The organism is Sandaracinus amylolyticus (genome assembly GCF_021631985.1).
Classification (GTDB): Bacteria; Myxococcota_A; Polyangia; order Polyangiales; family Sandaracinaceae; genus Sandaracinus; species Sandaracinus amylolyticus_A.
On record NZ_CP070225.1, the window covers coordinates 3,753,781 to 3,778,460 of the forward strand.

The following is a 24,680-nucleotide window of genomic DNA, read 5'->3' on the forward strand; positions in this document are numbered from 1 at the left end:
CGTCGGGATCGACGCGAGTGAGCTTCGCGACGAGTCAGAACGGGACGTTCGGCTGCGGATTGACGTCCGCGGGCTCGCCGCGCGGCTCGGTCGGCGGCGCGACCATCGGCGCGGGACGGATCGTGAGCTCGACCTGGCGCGTCTCGCCGGGCTCGACGCGCGCCGTGACGTGCGCTTCGTGGAAGAGCGGGTGCCACGCGGTGATGCGCACGTCCTGGCCGGACGGGATCTCGAGGCGGAAGCGCCCGTTCGGCTGCGAGACCGTGTGCACCGGGTGGTAGAGCGTGATGAGCTCCATCCGCCCGCAGGGCGCGGCGAAGCCGCACTGGATGGTGCGCACGCCGCCTTGATCGAGCGTGATCATGCGGGGCTCGGCGCGCAGCAGCGCCTGGAGGACGCCCTCACCGAGCTCGGGGAAGAACGGATAGTCGGTGTCGTTCGAGAGCCGCACCTGATCGCCGCGCGTCGTGACGACCAGCGAGGGCTGGATGCGGCAGTCGCGGATCGTGATCTCGTGCGTGACCGGCGGGCGCGTCGGCCAGCGATCGTCGTCGGTGCCGGTGCCGACGATCGAGAGGCCGACGAGGCCGCCCGTCTCCCCGGCGACCACGACCGGCGTGCGATCGACCTCGCGCGGCGGCGTGCAGTCGTCGGGGATCGCGGTGCGTCCCGGGACGACCAGCGGGTTCTGCGGATACGTCGGGAGCTCGGTGCCTTCGGCGAGGCGCACGATGCCCTCGACGATGCCGGTCGGCGTGTCGCCGTACGCACCGGTCGAGGGCTCGGACTCGCTCGTCGTCTCCTCGGGCTCGCGCTCGCCGCCGCACTGGCAGCCGCCCAGCGACGCGAACAGCAGCAGCGCGAGCGCGATGTTCTTGGTCATCAACCGAGGTTCTGCGCCGCCTGCAGCGCGAGGTCCAGGTACGCGCCGGGCGCGATGCCCATGCGCAGCACGAAGTACCCCGAGAGCACCAGCGCCGCCGCGACGTACCAGGAGCGCATCGGCACCGCGACCGGCGCGCCCGGCTCGGGCTGCTTCATGAACAGGAAGACGATGACGCGCAGGTAGTAGTACGCGCCAACCGCGCTCGTGAGCACGAGCAGCACCGCGAGCCACACCATGCCGCCGCCGGCCGCGACCGCGGCCTCGAGCACGTAGTACTTCCCGAAGAACCCCGCCGTCGGCGGGAAGCCCATCAGCGAGAGCACGCCGAGCACGAAGGGCACCGCGACCATCGGATGACGACGGCCGAGGCCCGCGAGGTCCTCGTAGGTCACCGCTTCCTTGCCGCGCGAACCCGCGAGGATCAGCGCGCCGAACGCGAGCACGTTCGAGACGGTGTACGCGAGCAGGTAGTAGAGCACCGACGAGAGCGCGCCCTCGTCCCAGCCGCGGCCCTCGCCGGTCACACCCGCTGCCGCGACGCCGACGAGGATGTACCCCGCGTGCGCGATCGACGAGTACGCGAGCATGCGCTTCACGCTCTTCTGCACGATCGCCGCGAGGTTGCCGACGACCATCGTGATCGCCGCGAGACCCGCGATCGCCGGGGGCCAGCCCGCCGCGTCCGCCGTGAGCATGTCGTCGCCGAACGCGACGAAGAACACGCGGAGCAGCACGCCCACGACCGCCGCCTTCACCGCGACCGCCATGAACGTCGTCGCCGGCGTGACCGCGCCCTCGTACGCGTCGGGCGTCCACATGTGGAACGGCACCGCGCTCACCTTGAACGCGAGGCCGACGAGCAGGAGCGCCATCGCGACCAGCGTCAGCCGCAGGTCCGCGTCGCCCGCCTCGAGCGCCGCCGCGATGCTCGGGAAGTCGGTGTGCCCGGTCGCGCCGTAGATGAGCGCCGAGCCGAAGAGCAGGATCGCCGACGCGAAGCTGCCGAGCAGGAAGTACTTCATCGCGCCCTCGGCTGCGCGCGGGCTCTGGCGGCGGAACGCCACCATGCCGTACGCACCGAGCGAGAGCGTCTCGAGCGCGACGAAGAGCGTGAGCACGTCGTTCGAGCGGCCGAGGGCCATCGCGCCGAACGTGCTGAAGATCAGGAGGGCGTAGAACTCGCCGCGATCGAGCCCGTGCTCGCGCAGGTAGCCCCCCGCGAGCAGCGCCGCGAAGGCCGCTCCGCCGCACACCGCGACGTCGATGAAGAGCGAGAGCTTGTCCGCCGCGACCCAGTGACCGACCAGCGCCGCGCTCTCCGCGGTCGCCGGCACGTCCCAGAGGAACAGCGAGATCCCGGCGGTCGCCGCGAGGATGACGAAGCTGAGCAGCGCCGGCTCCGCGCCCTCCTTCACAAAGGCGTCGACCAACATCAGGGCGAGCCCCGCGAGCGCGAGGAAGAGCAGCGGGAGGAGGGGGACCACCGGTCCGAAGAACTCGATCATCGCGCACCTCCGACCGCCGCAGCCCCGGCCAGCCCAGCGACGCGAACGGCGTCGACGCTCGGCGCTTCCGCCGCTTCACCCTCGGGCGCCGGTTCGCCCTCCGCGCCCTCGCCTTCCGCCGGCGCGAGCTCGGGGAACGGGATCAGACGCGGCGAGTCGTCGCGCCAGTCCGCGTTCCAGCGCGCGTTGTACTCCGTGATCATCTGCTCGACGCTGGGCTCGATCGAGTCGAGCATCGTGCTCGGGAAGAGGCCCATCCAGAACACCGCGATGACCAGCGGAACGAGCGCGATCACCTCGCGACGGTTCACGTCGGGCAGGCCCTCGTTGTCCTTCTTGTCCACGGGGCCCCAGAACATCTTGAGCACCGCGTGGAGCATGTAGACCGCCGCGAGGATCACGCCGGTCGCCGCGAAGAACGTGAAGATCTTCTCCCAGACCGAGAGCTGATCCGACACGAACGTGCCGCTCAGGATCATGAACTCGCCGATGAAGCCGTTGGTGCCGGGCAGGCCCACCGAGCTCATCGTGATGATCACGAAGAACACCGCGTACCAGGGCATCACCTTCGCGAGGCCGCCGAAGTCCGCGAGGTCACGGGTGTGGCGACGGTCGTAGACGACGCCGACCAGGATGAAGAGCGCGCCGGTCGACACGCCGTGCGCGATCATCTGCAGCACCGCACCGCTCACGCTGCCCGTCGTCATCGCGAAGATGCCGAGCATCACGAAGCCGAGGTGGCTCACCGAGGAGTACGCGACGAGCTTCTTCACGTCGCGCTGCACCCACGCGCAGATCGCGCCGTAGACGATGCCGATCACCGCGAAGACCGCGAGGCTCGGACCGACCCAGTGCGCCGCGTACGGGAAGAGCGGCATCGCGAAGCGCAGGAAGCCGTAGCCGCCGAGCTTCAGGAGCACCGCGGCCAGGATCACCGAGCCACCCGTGGGCGCCTGGACGTGCGCGTCGGGCAGCCAGGTGTGCAGCGGGAACATCGGGACCTTGATCGCGAACGCGAGCGCGAACGCGGCGAAGAGCCAGATCTGCTCGTCGAAGCTCAGCACCACGTGGCGCAGGTGCTCGAGCGAGAACGACCACTGCATCTCCGCGGGGAGCCCCGCTTCGACCGCGAGCTGGTGGTAGCGGCTCGCGACGTACAGGATCGCGACCAGCATCAGCAGCGAGCCGACGAACGTATAGAGGAAGAACTTGACCGCGGCGTAGATGCGGTCCTTTCCGCCCCAGATCCCGATGATCAGGTACATCGGGACCAGCATCAGCTCCCAGAAGATGTAGAAGAGGAACAGGTCGAGCGCGACGAACGCGCCGATCATGCCCACTTCGAGCAGCAGGAAGCTGACCGCGTACTCCTTGATCTTCGTGGAGACCGAGCCCCACGAGACCCAGAGCGAGATCGGCGTCAGCAGCGTGGTCAGCAGGACCAGCCAGAGCGAGATGCCGTCGATGCCGAGCTCGTAGCGGATGCCGAACGTCGGGATCCACTCCTGGCGCTCGACGAACTGGTACGCGCCGGTCGAGTAGTCGCCGTCGAGCAGCCACGTCGAGACGAAGAGCTCGACGAGCATGAAGCCCAGGCTCACGCGGCGGATCCCGTTCAGCCACTGACGCGGCATGAACGCGACCACGAGCGCTCCGAAGAGCGGAATCAGAAGCAGTAGCGAGAGAAGACGGCTCATCGCTCGGTCCTCGCGATCGGCTCGAGCTCGGTGTGGGGCACGCGGAGGGTCAGCTCCTCGCGCGCGCGGGTGAAGTTGCCGAAGACGTTGCGCACCTGGACGGTCGCGCGCGCTCGGACGGCGATGCGGAGGCCCGCGAGCCCGATGCGCGCGGTGTCTCCGGGCGAGAGGCGGAACGTGCCCGCCTCTCGATCCTCGTCGGTCTGCGTCCCGCCGCGCACCACCGCGTCGTTCGCGGTGAGCACGACCTGGCCGCCCTCGAGGCGCACGGTCGGCGGCGCGGGATCGCGCGGGGCTTCCTCGCCCTCGCCGGGCGCGCGCACCCACTCCACGGGCAGTCGATCGACCGGCACGCTCGCGGGGTCGTCGGAGAGCTCGATCTCGATCGACTCGACGTCGAGCGCGCCTGCCTCGAGCACCGCGACGAGACCGTAGAACGCGTCGTCACCGCCGTACGAGTGCGTCGCCGTGCTCTCGGTCGACCAGTCGGTGTCCCAGTCGCCGTCGCTGTCGAAGTCCCAGCGGTACTCGTAGCCGGGGCCGCGATCCGCGGTCCACGTGACGTTCGCGTCCTGTGCCTCACCGACGAGATCGGTGTGCGGGTACGTGAACCACCAGATGAGCCCGGCCGCGCCGATCGTGAGGCCGATCGTGTACGCGTAGATCACGCCGTTCTGCGCGCGGGTGAGCACCCATCCGGCCCCGCGCGCCGCCTGGGCGGGCACCCACGTCAGCAGGCCGTCGACGAAGATGCGATCGATGTTCGCCGAGACGACCGAGATGCCGCGCAGCGGCGCGACGATGGTCTTCCCGTAGAGCTCGTCGACGCGCCACTTGTCCATCGCCCAGCGGTACGTGTCGACGCGCGGGTTCGCGCCGACGTAGAGCGCGAAGAGCGACATCGCGCCCAGCACGACGAGGCCGAGCGCCATCGCGACGATCGCCGCGGTGTGCGTCGCTTCCGCGATCTCGAGGCCGAGCAGCACGCAGAGCGCGATTCCGAGCACGCCGCCCGCGACGACCGCGATGCGCACGACGAGCGTCTCGCGCTCCGGCGCGATCGCGTCGGCCTTGCCGAACCAGGTGTACGCGAGCCCGATGCCGCCGACGCCGACGAGCGAGCCGACGGTCATCGCGATCACGCCGAGCATCGTCGGGCTCAGCGCGCCTTCGTGCGCCTCGGCAGCGAACGCCGCGACCGCGCCGTGCTCGCCCTCGTGCCCGGTGAGCCACGGCGTCCAGAGGTTCCAGTGCACGCCGATCACGTCGCCGAGCCAGTGCGGAAGGCCGAGGAAGCCGGCGAGCACCGCGCCCACCGCGAGCACCATGAGCGTGATCGTCACCGCGTCGCCCGACTCGTGCGGCTCCGCGTGGTGATCGTCGCCGTGCCCGTGAGCGTCGGGTGCGTGACCGCCGCGGAACTCTCCCTCGAACGTGAGGAAGTAGAGGCGGAACATGTAGAACGCGGTCAGGAAGGCCGCGACCGCGAGCATCACGAAGACCGCGTAGCCGACCCACCCGAAGTGCTGCGCGCCCTCGAGCGCGCCGAACAGGATCTCGTCCTTCGAGAAGAACCCGCCGATCAACGGGAAGCCGGCGATCGCGAGGCACGAGAGCGCGAACGTCCAGCGCGTCTTCGGCATGTACTTCCGCATCCCGCCCAGCCAGCGGATGTCCGCGTCGCCGTGCGCGTGGATCGCGTGCATCACCGAGCCCGCGCCGAGGAAGAGGCAGGCCTTGAAGAACGCGTGCGTGAAGACGTGGAAGATGCCGGCCGCGAACGCGCCCATGCCCACCGCCGCGAACATGAAGCCCAGCTGGCTGACGGTGGAGTACGCGAGGATGCGCTTCATCTGCGTCTGCACGACGCCGATCGACGCGCCGAGCAGCGCGGTGAGCGCGCCGGTGACGGCGATCAGCGCCATCACGTTCTCGCTCATCATGAAGACGGGCGAGAGACGGCAGCAGAGGTACACGCCCGCGGTGACCATCGTCGCCGCGTGGATGAGCGCGGAGACCGGCGTCGGACCGGCCATCGCGTCGGGGAGCCACACGTAGAGCGGCAGCTGCGCGCTCTTGCCGGTGCACCCGATGAACAGGAAGAACGCCGCCGCGCCCGCGATCGTGATCCCGATCGGGAAGCCGCCGAGCTCGACCTGACGCTGGCCGTACTCGATCACGCCCGCGTTGATCTCGGAGAACTCGAACGTGTGCGACGACGAGAGCAGCAGGAACGTGCCGATGAGCACGCCGAAGTCACCGATGCGGTTGACGACGAACGCCTTGCGCCCCGCGGCCGCGTACGCCGGGTTCTCCCACCAGAACCCGATCAGCAGGTACGAGCAGAGCCCGACGCCTTCCCAGCCGACGAACATCAGCGGCAGGTTCGAGCCGAGCACGAGGATCAGCATCGAGGCCGTGAAGAGGTTCAGATACGTCATGAACCTCGGGTACGACGGGTCGTCGCCCATGTACTCGGTCGAGTACAGATGGATGAGCGACGCGATGCCCGTGACCATCACGGTCATGATCCCGGACAGGTGATCCATCGTGAACCGCACGTTCACGGGCACCGAGTCCTCGCCGACCGTCACCGAGAACCAGCGGTAGAGGTCGAGCGTGATCGCCGTGTTCCCCGCGTGCTCACCCTCGCCCGCGAAGACGAGCATCGTGAAGCAGTAGAGCGCGAGCAGGAACGAGGTCGCGACGGTGCCCACCGCGACGCCGCTCACCAGGCCCTTGGCCGCGCCGCGACCGAAGAAGCCGTTGATGACCGAGCCGAGGAGCGGCAGCAGGACGATCCACAGCAGCATCGGCGCCGGGTTCGTCGGCAAGGAGAAGTCGAAGTCCATGGTTGGCTCTCGGCTCCGAAGACGTCAGTGACGAAGCAGGTCGGCGCGATCGCTCTCGACCGACTTCTTGAGGCGGAAGAGGCTGATCAGGATCGCGAGGCCCACTGCGGCTTCCGCCGCGGCCACTGCGATGACGAAGAACGCGAACACCTGGCCGTCGTGCGACGCAGGGTTCCAGCGATTGAACGCGACCAGCGTCAGGTTGACCGAGTTCAGCATGATCTCGATCGACATGAGCTGGAGCAGCATGTTGCGGCGGGTGAGGAACCCGAGCGCGCCGATGCCGAAGAGCACCGCGGCGAGCGCGAGGTAGGTACCGAGACCGATCTCCATCGTCTGCTCCCTCTGCTCACTCGTGCTCGTGGTCTTCGGGCTCGCTGCCACCCTCGAGCGGGTGCAGCGGGCCCTGCCCGACCACCGTCGAGATCTTCGCCGGGTTGAGCGAAGGCGCGGTCGGGTCGCTCGCGAACGGGCGCAGCGCCATGCGGCGCGCCTCGACCGGATCCGCCTCGTCCTTCTGCGCCGCGGTGCGGCCGCGCGCGGTGCCGATCGCCGCGATGATCGCGACGAGCAGCAGCATCGACACGAGCTCGAAGGGCACCGCGGCCTGCTGGTAGATCGCCGAGGAGACCGCCTCGACGCTGCCGAACTCGCGGCACGTCGGGTCGCTGCCGTCGCACGTCGGGATCGCGACGTCGGGCGCGGTCGCCTCGCCGACCGAGAACGTGATCGCGCCCGCGAACAGCACGATCAGCCCGCCGCCGATCGTCTTCATCACCCAGCCGCGCGTGTCGGAGCGATGCTCCATCGCACCTGGCCCGATCAGCATGATGACGAAGACGAAGAGCACGACGATCGCGCCCGCATAGACGATCAGCTGGATCGCCGCGAGCAGGTGCGCGTGCAGCGTCAGGTACAGACCCGCCAGTGAGATCACGTGCACGAGCAGCGCGATCGCCGAGCGCAGCGGGTTGCGCATCGTGACGGTGAGGACCGCGGCGATCGTCGCCGCGAACCCGCAGATCAGGAAGAGGAGCTCGCCGCTGGTGCTCATGCCGCCTCCCGCCGCACGAGCTGCGAGCGGATCGCCTCGTCGAGCCGCGCGCTCTGGGGGAGCCCCTTCTCCGCGGCCTCGAGGAACTCCTTCCGGAACTTCCGCACGAACGCGAGCATCGGCATCGCCGTGCCGTCCGCGAGCGCGCAGATCGTGTTGCCCATCATGTTGTTCGAGATGTCGACCAGCAGATCGACGTCGCTGGGCTTGCCCTTCCCGGCGGCGATCTGATCGAGCACGTTGGCGAGCCAGCCGGTGCCCTCACGGCACGGCGTGCACTGGCCGCACGACTCGTGCGCGTAGAACTTCATCAGGTTGCGCGACGCCTCGACCATCGAGACCGAGGTGTCCATGACGATCGCGCAGCAGGTGCCGAGCATCGTGCCGATGCCGCGATACGTGTCGACCGCCATCGGCAGGTCGAGGTGCGACTTGCCGTGCCACTTGTTGAGCGGGTGCTTCGGGTCCTTCGCCTCGACCTTGTCCTGCTCGCGCAGGACCGGCGTGGACGATCCGCCCGGGATGACGCCCTTCAGCTTGCGATCGGGATGCAGCATCCCGCCGCCGAAGTCGTAGATGAGCTCGCGCATCGTGATGCCGACCGGCGCTTCGTACACGCCCGGGCGCTTCACGTGGCCGCTGATGCCGTAGAGGCGCGTGCCTCCGTCCTTCATCTCCGGCGGGAGCAGCGAGATGTTGCTCCAGGCCTCGCCGCCCATCGCGACGACGTCGGGCACCGCCGAGATCGTCTCGACGTTGTTGACGATCGTCGGCATGCCGAAGGCGCCCTTCACCGCCGGGAACGGCGGCTTGAGGCGCGGCTCGCCGCGCTTGCCCTCGAGCGAGTTGAGGAGCGACGTCTCCTCGCCGCAGATGTACGCGCCCGCGCCGGGGTGCACGTGGATGTCGAGCGCGTGCTCCTTGCCGAACGGGCGCGCGCCGAGGAACCCGCGCGCGTGCGCCTCGCGAATCGCCGCCTCGAGGCGCGCGATCGAGAGGACCAGCTCGCAGCGCACGTAGATCCAGCACTTGTGCGCGCCGATCGCGTACATGGCGATGATGCACCCCTCGATGAGGCGGTGCGGATCCTTCTCCATGATCGTCCGGTCCTTGAAGGTACCGGGCTCGCCCTCGTCGGCGTTGATGACGAGGTAGACCTCCTGGCCTTCCTTCTTCGGCGCGAGGAAGCCCCACTTCATGCCCGCAGGGAAGCCGGCGCCGCCGCGACCACGGATGTTCGCGGCCTTCACCTCGGCCTTGATCTGATCCGGCGTCATCGAGGTGAGCGCCTTGCGCGCCTGCTGGTAGGCGCCCGCGCGCTCCGCGACCTCGAGCGTCCAGCTGCGAGCCAGCGTGTAGCGATTGCTGAGGATGTTCTGGTACGACGGCATGACTCTCCGGCCGGTCGCGTGAAGGAGCTCAGCTGCCGCTCGTCGTCGCGGCGGCAGCGTTCGGGTACCAGGCGGTCTCTTCCTGGGTGGGCGTCTCGCCCCGCGCGATGCGATCGAGCAGCGCGTCGAGCTTCTCGACGGTCAGGTTCTCGTAGAACTGGTCGTCGATCTGGACCATCGGGCCGTAGCCGCAGGCCGCGAGGCACTCCGCCTTCTTCAGGGTGAAGTTGCCGTCGGCGCTGGTCTGGCCGGCGTGGCAGCCGAGGCGGTGCTCCAGGTGCTCCTGGATCGTCTTCGCCCCCATCAGCTCGCACGAGAGCGTGCGGCAGACCCAGACGGTGTGCTTCCCGGGCGGATGCTGCGCGTACATCGTGTAGAAGGTGACGACGCCCATCACCTCGCTGGCGGCCATTCCGAGCCGCGTCGCGACGTAGTCGATCACCTCGGGGCTGACCCAGCCGACCTGGCGCTGGCAGAGGTGGAGCACCGGGATGCACGCGGCCTGCTTCGTGGGGTACCGCGCGATCAGCTCGTCGACGATCTTCTCGTGCTCTGCGGAGAGGGTGAAAGCCATCGTGCTCCGTGCCCGGCCACTCGCCTCGGTGAGTGAGTACTTGCCCTCTGCCGCGAGGTCGCGCGGCTCGTCGGAGCTCGTGCTCGCTCGCGAGAGGCGCGCTCGCGCAAATAACGCGAGAGGGGCCTTCGGGCGGGCGGACGCTAGGCCGCTCCAATGAGGCTGTCAAGCGAGGACGCCCGCGCGCGAGAACAGGCTTCCCATCGGTGTCGACGTGCGTGTAGTCTTCGGCGCGATCGAGGCCCGGAGCGCTGTCGAGGGACCTTCGATCCGAGCGAGGGGGACGCTTCTCAGTCACGAAGCATTGGTCCTCCTGGAGGCGCAAGTGACCGTCTTCTGTCCCAACTGCGGAAAACCGAACACCGACACGGCGACCCAGTGCGTCGCGTGCGGCACCGGCCTGAAGCCCAAGGCGGCCGGCTCGAAGTTCAAGGGCACGATGATGATGACGGGCGTGACGCCGCCGAAGCCGGGAGCGCCGGCCGCGGGTGGAGCGCCGCCGGGACCGCCGCCGCAGGGCGCACCGCCGGGACCTCCGCCGCCCCAGGGCGCGCCGCCGCCCGAGGCCGGAGGACAGAAGCAGAACCTCGCCTTCCAGGCGACCATGCTGGGCCCGATGACGCCGCCGCCGGGCGCGCCTCCGGGAGCACCGCCTCCGGGTGGTGGCTTCGGGGCGCCGCCGCCGGGTGGTGGATTCGGAGCGCCGCCTCCGGGTGTTGGATTCGGAGCGCCGCCTCCGGGTGGTGGCTTCGGGGCGCCGCCTCCGGGTGGTGGATTCGGAGCGCCTCCGGGTGGTGGCCCGGGCACGCCGCCGCCGGGCGGTGGCTTCGGCGCGCCGCCTCCGGGTGGTGGATTCGGAGCGCCTCCGCCGAGTGAGGCGCCGGGCGGGTTCGGAGCGCCGCCTCCGAGCAGCAATGCGCCGGGTGGGTTCGGCGCGCCGCCTCCGGGTGGTGGCTTCGGGGCGCCGCCTCCGGGTGGTGGATTCGGCGCGCCTCCGGGCGGTGGTCCGGGCACGCCGCCGCCGGGCGGTGGCTTCGGGGCGCCGCCTCCGGGTGGTGGGTTCGGGGCGCCGCCTCCGGGTGGTGGATTCGGCGCGCCTCCGGGCGGTGGTCCGGGCACGCCCCCGCCGGGTGGTGGCTTCGGCGCACCCCCGGGTGGTGGCTTCGGAGCGCCTCCGGGTGGCCCGCCTCCGGGCGGTGGCTTCGGCGGGGCGCCTCCGGGCGGGCCGCCTCCGGGTGGCTTCGGTGGGGGCCCGCCGGGTGGTCCTCAGCCGCCGATGGGCGCAGCGCCCGCGGCGCCGGGTGGTCCCGCGAAGAGCAACACCGGCAAGTACGTCGCGATCGGCTGCGGCGTGCTCTTCATGTTCTGCTGCGTCTCCAGCATCGTCTACAACGTCGTCTGCGGCGGCATGGCGGCGATGACCGCGCCGACGCCGGTGGTCGCGCCCGACGGCACGACCGTCCCGGCGGATCCCGGTGCGGTCGGTGGCGCGGGCGTCTGCGGCCGCGCGGCGGAGTGCTGCAACGCGTATCTCTCGGCGATGGGCACGCCCGGCGTCGTCGACTGCGGCATGTACAACAGCATGCCGGCGGGCGCGGAGACGGGCTGTCAGTCGGCGATCGACGGCTGGCGTGCCGGCCTGCAGGCGCTCGGCCGCGAGGTCCCGGCCGCCTGCCAGTGATCGCGTCGTCTCGCGATCGAAGTGAACGACGCCCGACCCGCTCGCACGAGCTGGTCGGGCGTTCGTCTCGGTGCCGGTCCCGTGGGCAGCAGCAATCATGTGGAGCATCGAGTTCGACCCGTCGACGCGGTTGATGACGCTTCGACTGGTGCACCAGGTGACGGCGCCGCAGATGCGAGCGCTCTCGCGCGCGCATGCGTCGGCGCTGGCCGCGACGGGCGGTGAGCCGTTCAAGGTGCTCGGCGATCTCCGCGGGCTCACGCCCCTCGACATCGAGTCGGCGTCGCTCTTCACCGAGCTCCGTCGCGCGGCGGCCTCGCTGCCCGGGTTCGTGCGACGCGCGGTGCTGACCGACTCGCCGACCGTCGCGATGCAGCAACGTCGCTCGGTGTACGAAGAGGGCGGCTCGCGCGAACGGGAGCTGATCACGCTCGACGAGGGCGAAGCGCGCGCGTTCCTCGTGCGCGACTGAGCGCGCCGCCACGATTTCGCCACGTTCTCTCCTCGCGATCTCGAAGCGCCCTCCCCGCGTGCTCCTCGGCGGCGCGCGACCTTGCGCTCATGACGAGCACGACGGGAGATCTCGCGGCGATCGGTCCGCGAACGAGCGAACAGGGAGCACGCGAGGACGTGCTGGAGATCGCGCGACGAGGAGCGATGGGGCTCGCGCTCGCGTCGATCGCCGGCCTCGCGATGGGCGCGCGCGGAGGCGCGCTCTCGATGGCGGTGCACGCCGCGGGTGTGCCGCTCGCGCTGCTCGCGGTGGTGGCGCTCGGGGTGCCGAGCCTCTTCGTGTTGCTCGCGCTCGCCGATGCGCCGCTCGATCCACGCGCGACGGCCGCCGCCGCGACGCGCGGCATCGGTGCGAGCGGGCTCGTCCTCGCCGGCCTCGCGCCCGCGATCGCGCTCTTCGTCGTCACCAGCGAGAGCGCCGATGCCGCCGCGCTCACGACGAGCGGCGGTCTCGCGCTCGCAGGGCTCGTGGGGCTGGGGCACGTGCTGCGCGAGATCATGCGCGAGCTCGACGAGGCCGATCTGCGCACGCGCGCGCTCGCGATCGGCGGGCTCGCCGGGTTCGCGGTGTTCGCGAGCGCGCTCGCGACGCGGGTCTGGGGCGCGCTGCTGCCCGTGCTGCTCGGAGGTGCATCGTGAGCGAGCTGCAGCTCATCCTGCGTCGCCCCGCCGAGGCCGCGCGGCGCGCAACCGAGGGCGAGTCGCTCCGCACGCTGGTCGCGACCTCGCTCGCGGCGATCGTGTGCGGCGCTGCGGCGTTCGGTGGCGTCGTCGGATCGTTCCGTGGTGGGCTGCAGATCGCGTACGCCGCGGTGAAGCTCCCACTCGCGCTCTGCGCGACCCTCGCGATCGCGGTGCCCGCGTTCCACGCGATCGGCGTCGCGCTCGGACAGCGCTGGACGTTCCGCGGCGTCGTCGCGCTCAGCCTCGCGTCGGCGGCGCGCGGCGCGCTGGTGCTCTTCGCGCTCGCGCCCGCGCTCTGGCTCGCGATCGATCGCGGTCTCGCGTATCACGCGACCGCGCTCGCCGCGACGCTCGCGTTCGCGCTCTCGGGCGTGGCTGCGCTCGCGGTGTTGCTGCGCGGGCTCGGCGGTCACGGCCTCGCGCAGCTCGCCAGCGCCGTCGCGATCGCGAGCGTGTTCCTGCTCGTGTCGGGTCAGACGAGCTGGATCCTGCGGCCCTGGCTGGTGCGGCCGCGCACCGAGGACGTCCCGTTCGTGCGTGCCCGCGAGGGCAGCTTCGCCGACGCGCTGGCGCGCTCGAGCCTCTCCGCGACCGGCCGCTACGAGGGCGAGCGATGAGCCCGCTGCAGCTCCTCGCGCTCTATCTCGGGGTCGGCGCGATCGCGGCCGCGGTGGTCGCGCGGCGCCAGCAGGGTGCGCTCCCGATGCGCCTCGCCTCGGCGCTCGTCGCGTGGGCGCTCTGGCCGCTCTGGGCGCCCATCGCGCTGGCACCGGCCGAGCGCCACGATCCGCGCGCGCCGATCGCGCGACGCCTGCACGCCGTGCTCGACGAGGCGCTCGTCGCCGCCGAGAGCACCGCGCTCGCATCGCTCCTCTCGCGCGACGCCGCAGCGCGTATCCGCGCCGACATCGATCGCGCGATGACGCGCATCGCACGGCTCGACGATGCGCTCGGGCGACCGGGGTTCGATCTGCGCGCCGCCGAGTCGCGCGTGATCGAGCTCGAGCGCAGCGGGGCCACGGCGCGCGCCATCGCGACCGCGCGCCTGCACCGCGACGGAGTCGCGCGCCTCGAGCACGCGCGCACCCAGGATCATCGTGCGCTCGTCGAGCTCGAGGGCGCGCTCGAGGCGCTCCGGAGCCAGATCGTGCTCGCACAGGTCGCGGGCGCGGCGCCCGACGAGGTCGTCTCGGAGCTCTGGGCGCGCGTCGAAGGGCTCGGCGCCGCGCTCGACGTGACCGAGGAAGGCCCGAGCGCGTCCGTGGTAGATCGAGAGCGGACCGAAGCGGAGGCGCGCGCTTGAGCCGTCACATCCTGGTCGTCGACGACGAGGCTCGCATCCGCGAGGTCGTGCAGTACGCGCTGGCGCGCGAGGGTCATCGCGTGACGGTCGCGGGTGATGGCAAGGGCGCGCGCGATGCGTTCGCGCGGGGCGACGTCGAGCTCGTCGTGCTCGACGTGATGCTGCCCGACGTCGACGGCCTCACGCTCTGCCGCGAGATCCGCGCGTCGTCGCGGGTGCCGATCCTCTTCCTGTCGGCGCGCAGCGACGAGATCGATCGTGTGCTCGGGCTCGAGCTCGGCGGTGACGACTACCTCACGAAGCCGTTCTCGCCGCGTGAGCTCGTCGCGCGCGTGAAGGCGGTGCTGCGCCGCATCGAAACGCCGGCCGAGAGCCCGGCCGCGCCGCCGACGAAGGGCGCGCGCCTGCGCCACGGAGCGATCACGATCGACCTCGAGCGCCACGAGGTGCGCTACGGCAGCGAGCTCGTCGCGCTCACGCCCACCGAGCTCGGCATGCTCGCCGCGCTGATCGAGCGCCCCGGCATCGTGCTCTCTCGCGGCCAGCTGATGAAGCGCGCGTACGCCTACGACAACCTCGTCACCGAGCGCACGATCGACACCCACGTGCGGCGCATCCGCGCGAAGTTCCGCGCGCTCGGCGGCGACCCGATCGCGACGGTGCACGGCGTCGGCTACAAGGCCGCAGGAGCCTGACGATCCTCGGGCCGCTCACGCTCACGAGGCGCATCTCGGGCGGCATCCTCGCGCGCCTGCTCCTCGTGAACCTGCTCGTGCTGCTCGTGCCCTGGGCGGGGCTCGAGTTCGCGCGCGTCCACGAGCGCCAGCTCCTGCTCTCGCTCGAGCGCGACATGCGCAACCAAGCGGTGCTCGCGCGCGAGATCGCCGAGGATGCGATCGCGACCGGGCGCGAGCTCGAGTCGCCGCGCGTGATGCGCATCCTGGTCGACGCGGCGCGCACCACACGCACCCGCGTGCGCGTGCTCGACGAGCAGGCAGTGGTGCGCATCGACTCGCACGCGTGGGGCCCACCCGAGGGCCCCGAGCCGCCCCCGCCCACCGTCGTGCCCCAGGAGATCTACGACCTCTCCAACGACATCCGTCGCTCGAGCGCGCGCGTGGCGCGATGGAGCGACGAGGGCGATCGCTGGCCGCTCGTCGCCGACCGACGCGAGGTGCGCGAGGCGCTCGCGGGACGCCCCTCCGCGTACACGCGCCTGCGCGCCGAGCATCCCTCGGTGATCCTCTTCGTCACCGAGCCGATCCGTCATCGCGGCCGCGTGACCGGCGCGATCTACGTCACGCGCTCCACCCAGCCGGTGCTCGAAGAGCTCTACAAGATCCGCGCGGGGCTCACCGTCGTGATGGGCGTCGCGGTGTTCCTCACCGCGCTGCTCACGCTCGTGCTCGCGTGGTCGATCTCGCGCCCGCTCACGCGCCTCGCGCGCGCCGCGCGCCGCATCGCGGCCGGTGAGCGCGACGTGATCGTCCCGGTCGGTGGGAGCGGCGAGATCCGCGACCTCTCGCACGCGTTCGCGACCATGACCGCGCAGCTCGATCGACGGCTCCGCTACATCTCGGAGTTCGCGGCCGACGTCGCGCACGAGTTCAAGTCGCCGCTCACCTCGATCCGCGGCGCCGCCGAGCTGCTCGGAGAAGGCGCGGCCGAGGACCCCGAGACGCGCGAGCGCTTCCTGCGCAACATCCAGCTCGACGCCGATCGTCTCGATCGCCTGGTCTCGCGCCTGCTCGAGCTCTCGCGCATCGAGGCCTCGCGCGAGCCGATGGGCGACGTCGATCTCGCGGCGGTGATCGCGCGCGTCGTCGAGCGCACGCAGAGCCCCGATCCCCGCGTCGAGGTGCACGCGCCCGCGACGCTGCCCGCGCTGCGCGGCCGCGAGAACGACCTCGAGCGCGCGCTGCTCAACCTCGTCGAGAACGCGATCCGCTTCTCGCCCCCCGGTCGGCCGGTGACGATCACCGTGGAGCTCGCGCGCGGCGCGATCCTCCTCGCGGTGCGCGATCACGGCCCGGGTGTCGCGCCCGAGCATCGCGCGCGCATCTTCGAGCGCTTCTTCACGACCGACGCCGAGCGCAACGGCACGGGCCTGGGACTCTCGATCGTGAAGAGCGTCGCCGAAGCGCACGGTGGCAGCGTGCGCCTCGACGAGCACGCCGCGCCGGGCGCGCGTTTCGTCGTCACGCTGCCGCTCGGAGCGCGTGGTAGCGTGCGCGCGTGAGGATCGCGATCGCCCTCGTGCTCGCCGCGCTCGCCTCGTGCGGGACCTCGAGCGCGCCCCCACCTTCGTCGTCGCCGAGCCCGAGCGCGCAACCGGCGCCCGCTCCATCGCCGACTGCGCCCGCGCCGATCGTACGTGACGTCGCGCCTGCCGAGCCCGATGAAGAGGGAGCGATGGCGGAGCCGCCGCCGGTCGAGCCGCCCGCGATCGAAGCGAGCGCGCCCTAGTCCGCCTCTTGTGTCCGTTGGTGTCGTGGACACCTTTGCCCATCAGGGCGGAGAACACAGCCGGTGAGCTACAAGGACTACTACGAGGCGCTCGGTGTCTCGCGTTCTGTCACTCAAGACGAGCTGCAGAAGGCGTACAAGAAGCTCGCGCGCCAGTACCATCCGGACGTCAACAAGGAGCCGGGCGCGGAGGATCGATTCAAGTCGATCAACGAGGCCTACGACGTCCTCAAGGATCCCGAGAAGCGCAGCCTCTACGACAAGTACGGGCCCGCCTGGAAGGCGATCTCCGAAGGCCGGCAACCCCCGCCCGGCACCGAGAACGTGCACTTCGACTTCGGCGACCTCGGCGGCTTCGGCGCGCAGGGGTTCGACCCGAACGATCTCGGATCGATCTTCGAGCAGTTCTTCGGCGGACAGGTTGAGGGCATGCGCGGCGCGCGACGTCGCCCGCGTGGCCCTCGCCGCGGAGACGATCGCGAGACGGTGCTGGAGATCGGCGTGTCCGACGCCTTCGCGGGCGGCGCGCGCGACCTCGGCATCCGCGACCCCGAGACCGGTCAGACGCAGCGCCTCACGGTCCGCATCCCCGGCGGCGTGCGCACCGGACAGCGCATCCGCCTCCAGGGAAAGGGCGGCCAGGGCAGCCCGGGCGCGCCGGCCGGCGATCTCTATCTCGAGGTGAAGGTCGTCCCCGACGCGCGCTACCGCCTCGAGGGCGACGATCTCTACGTCACGCTCCCGATCACGCCGTGGGAGGCCGCCCTCGGCGCGACGGTGCCCCTCGCGACGCTCGACGGCGAAGTGCGGCTGAAGGTCCCGGCCGGCACCTCGTCGGGCCGCAACATCCGACTTCGCGAGAAGGGCTATCCCCGCAAGGACGGCGCGCGCGGCGACCTCTACGCGACGGTGCAGATCGTCGTCCCCGAGTCGCTCGGACCGCGCGAGAAGGAGCTCTTCGAAGAGCTCCAGAAAGTGAGCACGTTCCGTGCGCGATGACGCCTCGAAATCTCCTCGCCCTCGCCGCGGTCTCGCGCGCGCCGCGCGGAACGATCGGGCATGCGAAAACGACTCGGACGTGCGCTCGCGGCGCTCGTTCTCGGCGCCTGGCTCCTCGCGCTCGGCGCCTACTTCCTCGATCCCGTCCCGCTCGGCTCGCCGGTCCGGGGAGCCCGCGCGTTCCACTCGACGTTCGGCGCGCCGCGCTCCGGCGGCCGACGCCACCAAGGCGTCGACGTCTTCGCTGCGCGCGGGACGTCGGTCCTCGCGGCGCACGACGGGATCGTCGTCCACGTAGGCACGTTCTCGCTCGGCGGGCGCGTGGTGCACACGCTCGGTCGGCGAGGCGTGCTCTGCTACTACGCGCACCTCGACGCGTGGGCGCCCGGCCTCGCAGTCGGTCGGGTGGGGCGCGAAGGCGACGTGCTCGGCACGGTGGGCAACACCGGAAACGCGCGCACCACGCCGCCGCACCTGCACTTCGAGGCGCGACCGCTCGCGCTCGGGCTCGCGGCAGTGGACCCGGTGACGCTGCTGCCAGCACGTCGATTCACTGCATCGAGACGGTAGACCTTCGCGCGCGCTCGCTCGTCGCAGGCCCTCCACGGATCACGGAGGAGGCTGGGGATGACGAAATGGATGCGCGTGCTCGGATCGCTGCTCGTCGCGTGCGCGCTGGTCGCGTGTGGGAGCGCGCAGCACGGCGGTGATCGCGACGACCCCGAGGCGATCGTGCTCGAGGGCACGCTCGGCAACACGTTCGTGCTCGCCGCGCAGTCGAGCGAGATCGTCGCGCGGCTCCGCGTCGGCACGGTCACGCCCGAGGGGCTGCATCGCCCGCCGATCAACCTCGCGCTCGTGATCGACACCTCGGGCTCGATGGAGGGCCGACCGATCGACGACGCGCGCGCCGCGACCGCCGCGCTGCTCGACGCGATGCAGGACGGCGATCGCCTCGCCGTCGTCGCGTTCCACTCGTCGACCGAGATCGTGCTGCCCTCGACGCAGATCGATCGCGGGCGCATCGAGGAGCTGCGCGAGCAGGTGTCGGCGCTGCGCGCGACCGGCACCACCGATCTCGGCGGCGGCATGCGCGCCGGGCTCGAGGAGGTGATGCGCCACTACGATCCCCAGGGCATCAACCGCGTGGTCCTGCTGAGCGACGGCGTGCCCAACGATCCCACGACGATCGAGCCGCTCGCGCAGGCCGCGGGCGAGCGCGGGATCGCGATCACCGCGCTCGGTCTCGGCACCGAGTACGACGAGACGCTGCTCGCCGCGATCGCCCAGCGAAGTGGAGGAAGATTCCACTTCGTCGAGGAGTCGAGCGCCGTCGCGCGCGTCTTCCAGGACGAGGTGCTCCGCATGCGCCACGTGCTCGCGCGCAATCTCTCGATCGAGATCCGCCCCGGCCCGGGCGTGCGCGTGGAGAGCGTCGTCGGTCAGCCGCAGGTCGGCATGGACGGCTCGGTGCGCGTGTCGCTCGGCGACGTCGCCGAGGGCGAGACGCGAGACGTGATCGTGCGGCTGCGCGCAGAAGGTCGTCGCTCGGGCGCGATGGTCGAGCTGATGGACGCGGTGCTCACGTTCGACGATGCCGTCGCGGAGGCGGGACGCCTCGAGCGCCGTCTCTTCCTCGGTGCGCGCGCGACCGCCGACGAGGCGGACCTCGCGCGCGGTCGCGACGAGTCGGTGGAGCGCGACGCGGCGCGCATGATGGCGGCCGCGGTCACGGTCGAAGCGATCCGTCTCGCGCGTGGTGGCGAGCTCGAGGAGGCGCGCGTCATCCTCGCGCAGGCCGCGCTGCGCGCCGAGGCCGAGGCGCAGAGCAGCGGCGACTCGTCGCTCGCCGCGCAGGCGCAGGGCATGCGCAGCGTCGAGATGTACCTGCCGAGCGTCGCCGCACCGAGCGCCGCCCCGGCGAGCGCACCGCCTCCCGAAGCGGCCGCGGAGGAAGCGCCGCGCGCGATCCGCACCGAGCACGAGCGCGCGATGCGCGTGCTACAAGGCCCGCTGTGATCGCACGACGCGCGCTCGGTCGCACCGGCCTCGAGGTCTCGAGCGTCGGCCTCGGCGCGGGTCGCATCGGAGATCCGGCGCAGGACGAGCGCGAGGTCGAGCGACTGCTGCACGGCGCGATCGATCGGGGCGTCACGCTGGTCGACACCGCTCGCTCGTACGGGCTCTCGGAGGAGCGCATCGGTCGGCTGCTCGCGACCCGGCGCGACGCGTACGTGCTCTCGACCAAGGTCGGCTACGGCGTCGACGGAGTGCCCGACTGGACCGGCGAGTGCGTGCGGCGCGGCATCGAGAACGCGCTCGGTCGCCTGCGCACCGATCGCATCGAGCTCGTGTTCCTCCACTCGTGCCCGCGCGACGTGCTCGAGCGACGGGACGTGATCGACGCGCTGCACGACGCGAGGCGCGCCGGGAAGATCCGATGCGCGGGCTACTCGGGCGAGAACGAAGAGCTCGCGTGGGCGATCGACTCGGGCGCGTTCGACGTCGTGCAGCACAGCGTGAGCATCGCGGACCAGCGCGTGCTCGATCACACGCTCCCACGCGCCGTCGAGCGCGGCATCGGCGTGCTCGCGAAGCGCCCGCTCGCCAACGCCGCGTTCGCGCTCGAGCATCGCCCCGACGCGCCCGACACCGCGACCTACTTCGATCGCCTGCGCGCGATGTCGATCGATCCGCGCGGCGTCCCGTGGCCCGAGCTCGCGCTGCGCTTCACCGCGTTCGCGCCCGGCGTGTCGAGCGCGATCGTCGGGACGTCGAGCCTCGACAACCTCGCTCGCTCCCTCGACGCCGCGTCACGCGGGCCGCTCGATCCCGATCACGTCCTCGCGATCCGCGATGCGTTCCGCGCCCGCGACGATCACTGGCGCGGCGTGATCTGAGCCTGCTGCAGCTGTCCCGCGCCGAGCTGCACGCGCAGCGCTTCTTCGATCACCGGCGCCCACGCGTCCCAGCCGTGCTCTCCCTCGAACACGTGCGCGACGTGCTGCACGCCGTGCTGATCGAGGTGCGCGTGCAGCGCCTCGCCGCCCTCGCGCACGATGTCGCGATCCTGCGACGCCCACGCGATCATCAGCCGCGTGCGACCGAGCGCGTCGGGCGTGCGCCACTGCACGAACGGATCGTCGCGCTCCACGCGCGAGCGCGGCTCGGTCGGACCGAACACGTGCAGCGTCGGGACGAACGTGCTCACCAGCCGATCGTTCGTGAACGAGATCCGTCGCTCGGTGTCCATCGAGGGCCCGCTGATCGACGTCACGCTCGCGAACGCGCCGGGACGATGCATCGCGATGCGGATCGCGCCCTCCGCGCCCATCGAGACGCCCATGAGATGACAGCCCTCGGGGCACGCCTGGGTGTGATGACGGCGCGCGACGCGCGGCAGCACCTCGTCCACCGCCCAGTCCTCGTAGCTGCGCGAGCCGTCGTACCAGTTCGCCCAGAACCCGAGATCGCCCTGCGGGATCGCGATCACCGCGCGCGGGATCGATCCATCGCGCATGCCCCGATCGAGGCGCTCCGAGACGCCGTGGCGATCGAAGCAGTCCGGTCCGTCGCCGCCGCCGTGGAGGAAGAGCACGAGCGGCAGGCGCTCGTCCTGCGTGAAGTCGGGCGGCACGTAGACCGCGTACTCCGCGTAGGTGTCGCGCAGCGCGGTGCTGCGAACGGTCGTGCGCTCGAGCCTCTGCGGGAACGACGCACAGCCCGCGACGAGCGACGCGAGCGCGAGCGAGACGAGCAGGGAGCGGCGACGCATTCGCCGATTCTGGAGAGCGACCCGCGCCGAGATCCAGCGCCGAGCGAATGCTGCACCGTTTAACCGTTAATTCAGGGGGCTACGTCGTGGATTCGCGCCCCGAGGGAAGGCAGAGTCGGGCGCGTCCGAGGGACCCATGCGACAGCAAGCACCGCTCAATGCACGTCCAGACGATCTCCGTGACGTCCTCGCGGAGATCGATCGCGTCACGCAGGACGATCCTCGCATCGGCGAGGTGGTCGGTGATCGCTATCGGATCGTGAGGCTGCTGGCGGAGGGCGGCATGGGCCGCGTCTACGTCGCCGAGCACCTCGAGATCGGGATGCCGGTCGCGGTGAAGCTGCTGCCGGTCGCGACCGACGACGAGAAGGCGATCAAGCGCTTCCGGCGCGAAGCGGTCGCGGCCGCGCAGATCCGCAGCCCTCACGTGGTGCAGGTGTTCGACTTCGGTCGCACGCGCGACGGCTCGTTCTACCTCGTGATGGAGCTGCTCCACGGGCGCGATCTCGCGAACACGATGGAGCAGGACGGGCTCCCCGATCCCGACCGCGCGGTGGACCTGCTGCGGCAGATCGCGCGGGCGCTCGATCAGGCGCACGCGCACGGCATCGTGCATCGCGACCTCAAGCCGGAGAACGTCTTCGTCGTCGACGGCTCCTGCTACGCGGACTACGTGAAGGTCCTCGACTTCGGCGTCGCGAAGAGCGTGCTGCGTGGCGCGGGCTCGCTGACCGACGTCGGCACGGTGCTCGGCACGCCGGCGTACATGGCGCCCGAGCAGGCGATGGGCGACGTCGATCGCATCGGGCCCGCGTGCGATCGCTATGCGCTCGGCGCGCTCGCGCTCGAGCTCCTCACCGGCGCGACGCCCTACCCGTACGAGAGCGCGGCGCGCACGCTGCGCGCGCTGGCCGACGAGCCGCCGCGTCTCCCGAGCGATCTCGGCGTGCGCGCCGAGGGACTCGACGCGGTGTTCGCGCGTGCGCTGGCGCGCGATCCGCGCGATCGCTTCATCAGCGCGTCGGGCTTCGTGGAGGCGCTCGCGAAGGTCGTGGGTGATGCGCCCGAGGGCGTGCTCGCGACCGGCGGTGGACGGCGCAGCTCGATGATCCGCGCGCTCTCGCCGCGCCGCCGCGCCCCCAGCGAGAACGTGACGATCCAGGGCACGCCGAGCGCGCCCCGGATGAGCGCGGTGCCGATGCCCGAGCACGCGGTCGTCAGCGCACCGGAGCCCGAGCCCGAGCCGAACGCGCAGCCCGAGCCGCCGCGGATCATCGCGTCGCCGATGATCACGGCGCAGGAAGACGGCCCGGCGCGCGCCGCGATGCTCGCGGTGCTGATCGCGATCTCGATCGTCTTCTTCGTCGGCGGGCTCGCGTTCGGCGCGCTGCTCTCGCTGCCGGACTGAGTTTTCGGAAGGGGTCATGGATGACCCCTTCCCCCGACCGGCGAAGCCGGATCGGGTCCCCCATCCCTGAACGCTGCGCGCGGAGCCCCGACCCCGCTTGCTCGCTCTCGCGGCGCCGCCGACTCGATCGGGCGGAACAGCAGGGGGGCGGCGCGAGCCCCCCAGCCCATGCGGCGCCGCCCCCCCGGCGCGCCGCGTCAGCACGGATCGGGCCGCGACATGGCGCACGACGAGCCCGCAATTCTGCGCGTGGGAACGCCCACCGGCGGATCCCCGTGAGGCGACCTTCCCCGGTCGTGACACGTCGGCGCGCGCCGTTCGCGAACATCCGCGCGATAGGAAGCGCCGACCGGCGACCCCCGTGTGAGGCATGGGTTCCATCGGCGCGCGGCCGACCTGATATATCGGCGCTCGATGACCGAGCCCTCGACGAAGAAGCACCCGGCCGATGCCGCGGTGATGGTGCGCTCGTTCGAGCAGCACCGCGCCGCGCTGACCGGGCACTGCTACCGGATGCTCGCGTCCGCCGCCGAGGCCGACGACGCGGTGCAGGAGACGATGGTGCGCGCGTGGCGCGCGATCGATCGCTTCGAAGGTCGCTCGTCGCTGCGCACCTGGCTCTATCGCATCGCGACGCGGGTGTGCCTCGACATGCTCGAGGACCGCGCGCGCCGCACGCGCTCGACCGAGCTCGGCCCGCCCGCGTCGCTCGACGCGCCGCTCACCGCGCTCCCCGCGTCGCAGTGGGTCGAGCCGATCGCCGATGCGCGAGCGCTGCCGACCGACGTCGATCCGGCACAGCTCGTCGCGCTGCGGCAGAGCATCCGTCTCGCGTTCGTCGCCGCGCTGCAGCACCTGCCGCCCAAACAACGCGCGGTGCTCTTGCTGATGGAGGTGCTCGGCTGGCAGGCGTCCGACGTCGCAGAGAGCCTCGAGACGACCGTCGCCGCGGTGAACAGCGCGCTGCAGCGGGCGCGCGCGACGCTCGCGACGCGCGATCTCGAGAGCGCGCGAGCGCCGCTCACCGACGCGCAGTCGACGCTCGTCGATCGTTTCGTCGACGCGTTCGAGCGCTACGACATGGACGCGCTCACGCGGCTCCTCCACGCCGACGTCGCGATGTCGATGCCGCCCGTCTCGCTCTGGCTCGAGGGGCCCGAGAACGTCGCGAGCTGGATGGTCGGCCGCGGCGCGGCGTGCCGGGGCTCGCGGCTCGTGCCTCTCGATGCGTGCGGCTCGCCCGCCTTCGCGCAGTACAAGCCGAGCGAGGACGGCACGCGCTTCGTCCCGTGGGCGCTCGTGGTGCTCGAGCTCGAGGGCGATCGCATCGGCGAGATGACGTTCTTCCTCGACGTGGAGACGCTCTTCCCGCGCTTCGGTCTGCCGGCCGAGCTGCGCTGATCATTTTTCGCGCGCGACCGATGAGTCTCGCGCGGCCGAGCTGTCCAATCTACGAACCCGACGAAATGGAGGCTCCCTTGGCAAACGCGCGCATGATCTTCGTGAACCTCTCGGTCCGTGACCTCCCGCGCTCGATGCAGTTCTTCTCGAAGCTCGGCTTCGAGTTCAACAAGCAGTTCACCGACGAGACCGCGGCCTGCATGATCGTCAGCGAGCAGGCGTTCGTGATGCTGCTCACCGAGAGCAAGTTCAAGCAGTTCACGAAGAACGAGATCTGCGACACGTCGAAGGCGAGCGAGGGGCTCTTCGCGCTCTCGTGCAACAGCCGCGAAGAGGTCGATCAGATCGTCGAGAAGGCGGTCGCGGCCGGCGGGCGCCACGCGATGCCCAAGATGGACATGGGCTTCATGTACGGGTGGAGCTTCTACGACGTCGACGGGCACCACTGGGAGGTCATGTGGATGGACCCGGCTGCCGTGCAGCCTCAGTGA

Annotated in this window: 24 protein-coding genes and 1 pseudogene; 16 read left to right on the top strand and 9 right to left on the bottom strand. The window is 71.2% G+C overall.

What is annotated here, in order from left to right; genetic code table 11:
* Positions 1-34: 34 nt before the first annotated feature.
* Genes I5071_RS15595 through nuoE form a run of 8 tightly spaced genes read right to left on the bottom strand, consistent with a single transcriptional unit; the run spans position 35 to position 9,959 of the window.
* On the bottom strand, positions 35-883 hold the full coding sequence (locus I5071_RS15595) for a hypothetical protein (protein ID WP_236606247.1): 849 nt from the start codon (positions 881-883) through the stop codon (positions 35-37).
* The gene (locus I5071_RS15600; RefSeq protein WP_236606248.1) at positions 883-2,391 is read right to left on the bottom strand and encodes an NADH-quinone oxidoreductase subunit N; all 1,509 of its coding nucleotides are present in this window, start codon (positions 2,389-2,391) and stop codon (positions 883-885) included. The genes I5071_RS15595 and I5071_RS15600 overlap by 1 nt, the downstream gene beginning before the upstream one ends.
* Positions 2,388-4,088 (bottom strand): complex I subunit 4 family protein, encoded by a 1,701-nt coding sequence (locus I5071_RS15605; RefSeq protein WP_236606249.1) that lies wholly within the window; start codon positions 4,086-4,088, stop codon positions 2,388-2,390. The genes I5071_RS15600 and I5071_RS15605 overlap by 4 nt, the downstream gene beginning before the upstream one ends.
* Positions 4,085-6,940, bottom strand: a complete 2,856-nt coding sequence (gene nuoL / locus I5071_RS15610; RefSeq protein ID WP_236606250.1) for an NADH-quinone oxidoreductase subunit L — start codon at positions 6,938-6,940, stop codon at positions 4,085-4,087. Before nuoL ends, I5071_RS15605 begins: the two co-directional genes overlap by 4 nt.
* A gap of 24 nt (positions 6,941-6,964) precedes the next feature.
* On the bottom strand, positions 6,965-7,273 hold the full coding sequence (gene nuoK, locus I5071_RS15615) for an NADH-quinone oxidoreductase subunit NuoK (RefSeq protein WP_236606251.1): 309 nt from the start codon (positions 7,271-7,273) through the stop codon (positions 6,965-6,967).
* Positions 7,274-7,289: 16 nt separating this feature from the next.
* Positions 7,290-7,994, bottom strand: a complete 705-nt coding sequence (locus I5071_RS15620) for an NADH-quinone oxidoreductase subunit J (RefSeq protein ID WP_236606252.1) — start codon at positions 7,992-7,994, stop codon at positions 7,290-7,292.
* Positions 7,991-9,385: an NADH-quinone oxidoreductase subunit NuoF gene (nuoF, locus tag I5071_RS15625; protein WP_236606253.1), complete on the bottom strand. Its 1,395-nt coding sequence runs from the start codon at positions 9,383-9,385 to the stop codon at positions 7,991-7,993. The genes I5071_RS15620 and nuoF overlap by 4 nt, the downstream gene beginning before the upstream one ends.
* Positions 9,386-9,413: 28 nt before the next feature.
* The gene (gene nuoE / locus I5071_RS15630) at positions 9,414-9,959 is read right to left on the bottom strand and encodes an NADH-quinone oxidoreductase subunit NuoE (protein ID WP_236606254.1); all 546 of its coding nucleotides are present in this window, start codon (positions 9,957-9,959) and stop codon (positions 9,414-9,416) included.
* Positions 9,960-10,284: 325 nt separating this feature from the next.
* On the opposite strand from nuoE, the pseudogene I5071_RS46990 reads away from it, so the two are divergent.
* From I5071_RS46990 to I5071_RS15690, 13 genes and pseudogenes are all read left to right on the top strand, one after another.
* Positions 10,285-10,356: pseudogene (locus I5071_RS46990) on the top strand (zinc-ribbon domain-containing protein); the annotation flags it as partial.
* Positions 10,357-10,413: 57 nt separating this feature from the next.
* Positions 10,414-11,640, top strand: a complete 1,227-nt coding sequence (locus I5071_RS15635) for a hypothetical protein (RefSeq protein ID WP_236606255.1) — start codon at positions 10,414-10,416, stop codon at positions 11,638-11,640.
* A 133-nt stretch (positions 11,641-11,773) separates the two neighbouring features.
* Positions 11,774-12,112, top strand: coding sequence for a hypothetical protein (locus tag I5071_RS15640; protein WP_236606256.1), 339 nt, complete (start codon positions 11,774-11,776; stop codon positions 12,110-12,112).
* A gap of 89 nt (positions 12,113-12,201) precedes the next feature.
* Entirely contained in the window at positions 12,202-12,792 is a 591-nt protein-coding gene (locus tag I5071_RS15645) for a hypothetical protein (protein ID WP_236606257.1), read from the top strand.
* A complete protein-coding gene (locus I5071_RS15650) occupies positions 12,789-13,454 on the top strand; it encodes a hypothetical protein (protein ID WP_236606258.1) in 666 nt (221 codons plus the stop codon). The genes I5071_RS15645 and I5071_RS15650 overlap by 4 nt, the downstream gene beginning before the upstream one ends.
* Positions 13,451-14,140 (top strand): hypothetical protein, encoded by a 690-nt coding sequence (locus I5071_RS15655; protein ID WP_236606259.1) that lies wholly within the window; start codon positions 13,451-13,453, stop codon positions 14,138-14,140. Before I5071_RS15650 ends, I5071_RS15655 begins: the two co-directional genes overlap by 4 nt.
* Positions 14,137-14,835 (top strand): response regulator transcription factor, encoded by a 699-nt coding sequence (locus I5071_RS15660; RefSeq protein ID WP_236606260.1) that lies wholly within the window; start codon positions 14,137-14,139, stop codon positions 14,833-14,835. Before I5071_RS15655 ends, I5071_RS15660 begins: the two co-directional genes overlap by 4 nt.
* A 65-nt stretch (positions 14,836-14,900) precedes the next feature.
* A complete protein-coding gene (locus I5071_RS15665) occupies positions 14,901-16,379 on the top strand; it encodes a sensor histidine kinase (RefSeq protein ID WP_236606261.1) in 1,479 nt (492 codons plus the stop codon).
* The gene (locus I5071_RS46620; RefSeq protein WP_268921232.1) at positions 16,376-16,606 is read left to right on the top strand and encodes a hypothetical protein; all 231 of its coding nucleotides are present in this window, start codon (positions 16,376-16,378) and stop codon (positions 16,604-16,606) included. The genes I5071_RS15665 and I5071_RS46620 overlap by 4 nt, the downstream gene beginning before the upstream one ends.
* Positions 16,607-16,669: 63 nt before the next feature.
* Entirely contained in the window at positions 16,670-17,605 is a 936-nt protein-coding gene (locus I5071_RS15675; protein ID WP_236606262.1) for a DnaJ C-terminal domain-containing protein, read from the top strand.
* Positions 17,606-17,665: 60 nt separating this feature from the next.
* Entirely contained in the window at positions 17,666-18,175 is a 510-nt protein-coding gene (locus tag I5071_RS15680; RefSeq protein ID WP_236606263.1) for a M23 family metallopeptidase, read from the top strand.
* Between the two features lie 57 nt (positions 18,176-18,232).
* Entirely contained in the window at positions 18,233-19,624 is a 1,392-nt protein-coding gene (locus tag I5071_RS15685) for a vWA domain-containing protein (protein ID WP_236606264.1), read from the top strand.
* Positions 19,621-20,505: an aldo/keto reductase gene (locus I5071_RS15690; RefSeq protein WP_236606265.1), complete on the top strand. Its 885-nt coding sequence runs from the start codon at positions 19,621-19,623 to the stop codon at positions 20,503-20,505. Before I5071_RS15685 ends, I5071_RS15690 begins: the two co-directional genes overlap by 4 nt.
* Here the strand turns inward: I5071_RS15690 and I5071_RS15695 are convergent.
* Positions 20,484-21,380 (bottom strand): alpha/beta hydrolase, encoded by an 897-nt coding sequence (locus I5071_RS15695; RefSeq protein ID WP_236606266.1) that lies wholly within the window; start codon positions 21,378-21,380, stop codon positions 20,484-20,486. The two genes, I5071_RS15690 and I5071_RS15695, sit on opposite strands and share 22 nt — an antisense overlap.
* 136 nt (positions 21,381-21,516) lie before the next feature.
* Here I5071_RS15695 and I5071_RS15700 point away from each other — a divergent pair, with 136 nt between their 5' ends.
* From I5071_RS15700 to I5071_RS15710, 3 genes are all read left to right on the top strand, one after another.
* Positions 21,517-22,788, top strand: a complete 1,272-nt coding sequence (locus tag I5071_RS15700; RefSeq protein WP_236606267.1) for a serine/threonine-protein kinase — start codon at positions 21,517-21,519, stop codon at positions 22,786-22,788.
* A 414-nt stretch (positions 22,789-23,202) separates the two neighbouring features.
* Positions 23,203-24,189 carry a sigma-70 family RNA polymerase sigma factor gene (locus I5071_RS15705; protein WP_236606268.1) on the top strand — a complete coding sequence of 329 codons (987 nt, stop codon included), beginning with the start codon at positions 23,203-23,205 and terminating at the stop codon, positions 24,187-24,189.
* Positions 24,190-24,254: 65 nt separating this feature from the next.
* The gene (locus I5071_RS15710; RefSeq protein ID WP_236606269.1) at positions 24,255-24,680 is read left to right on the top strand and encodes a VOC family protein; all 426 of its coding nucleotides are present in this window, start codon (positions 24,255-24,257) and stop codon (positions 24,678-24,680) included.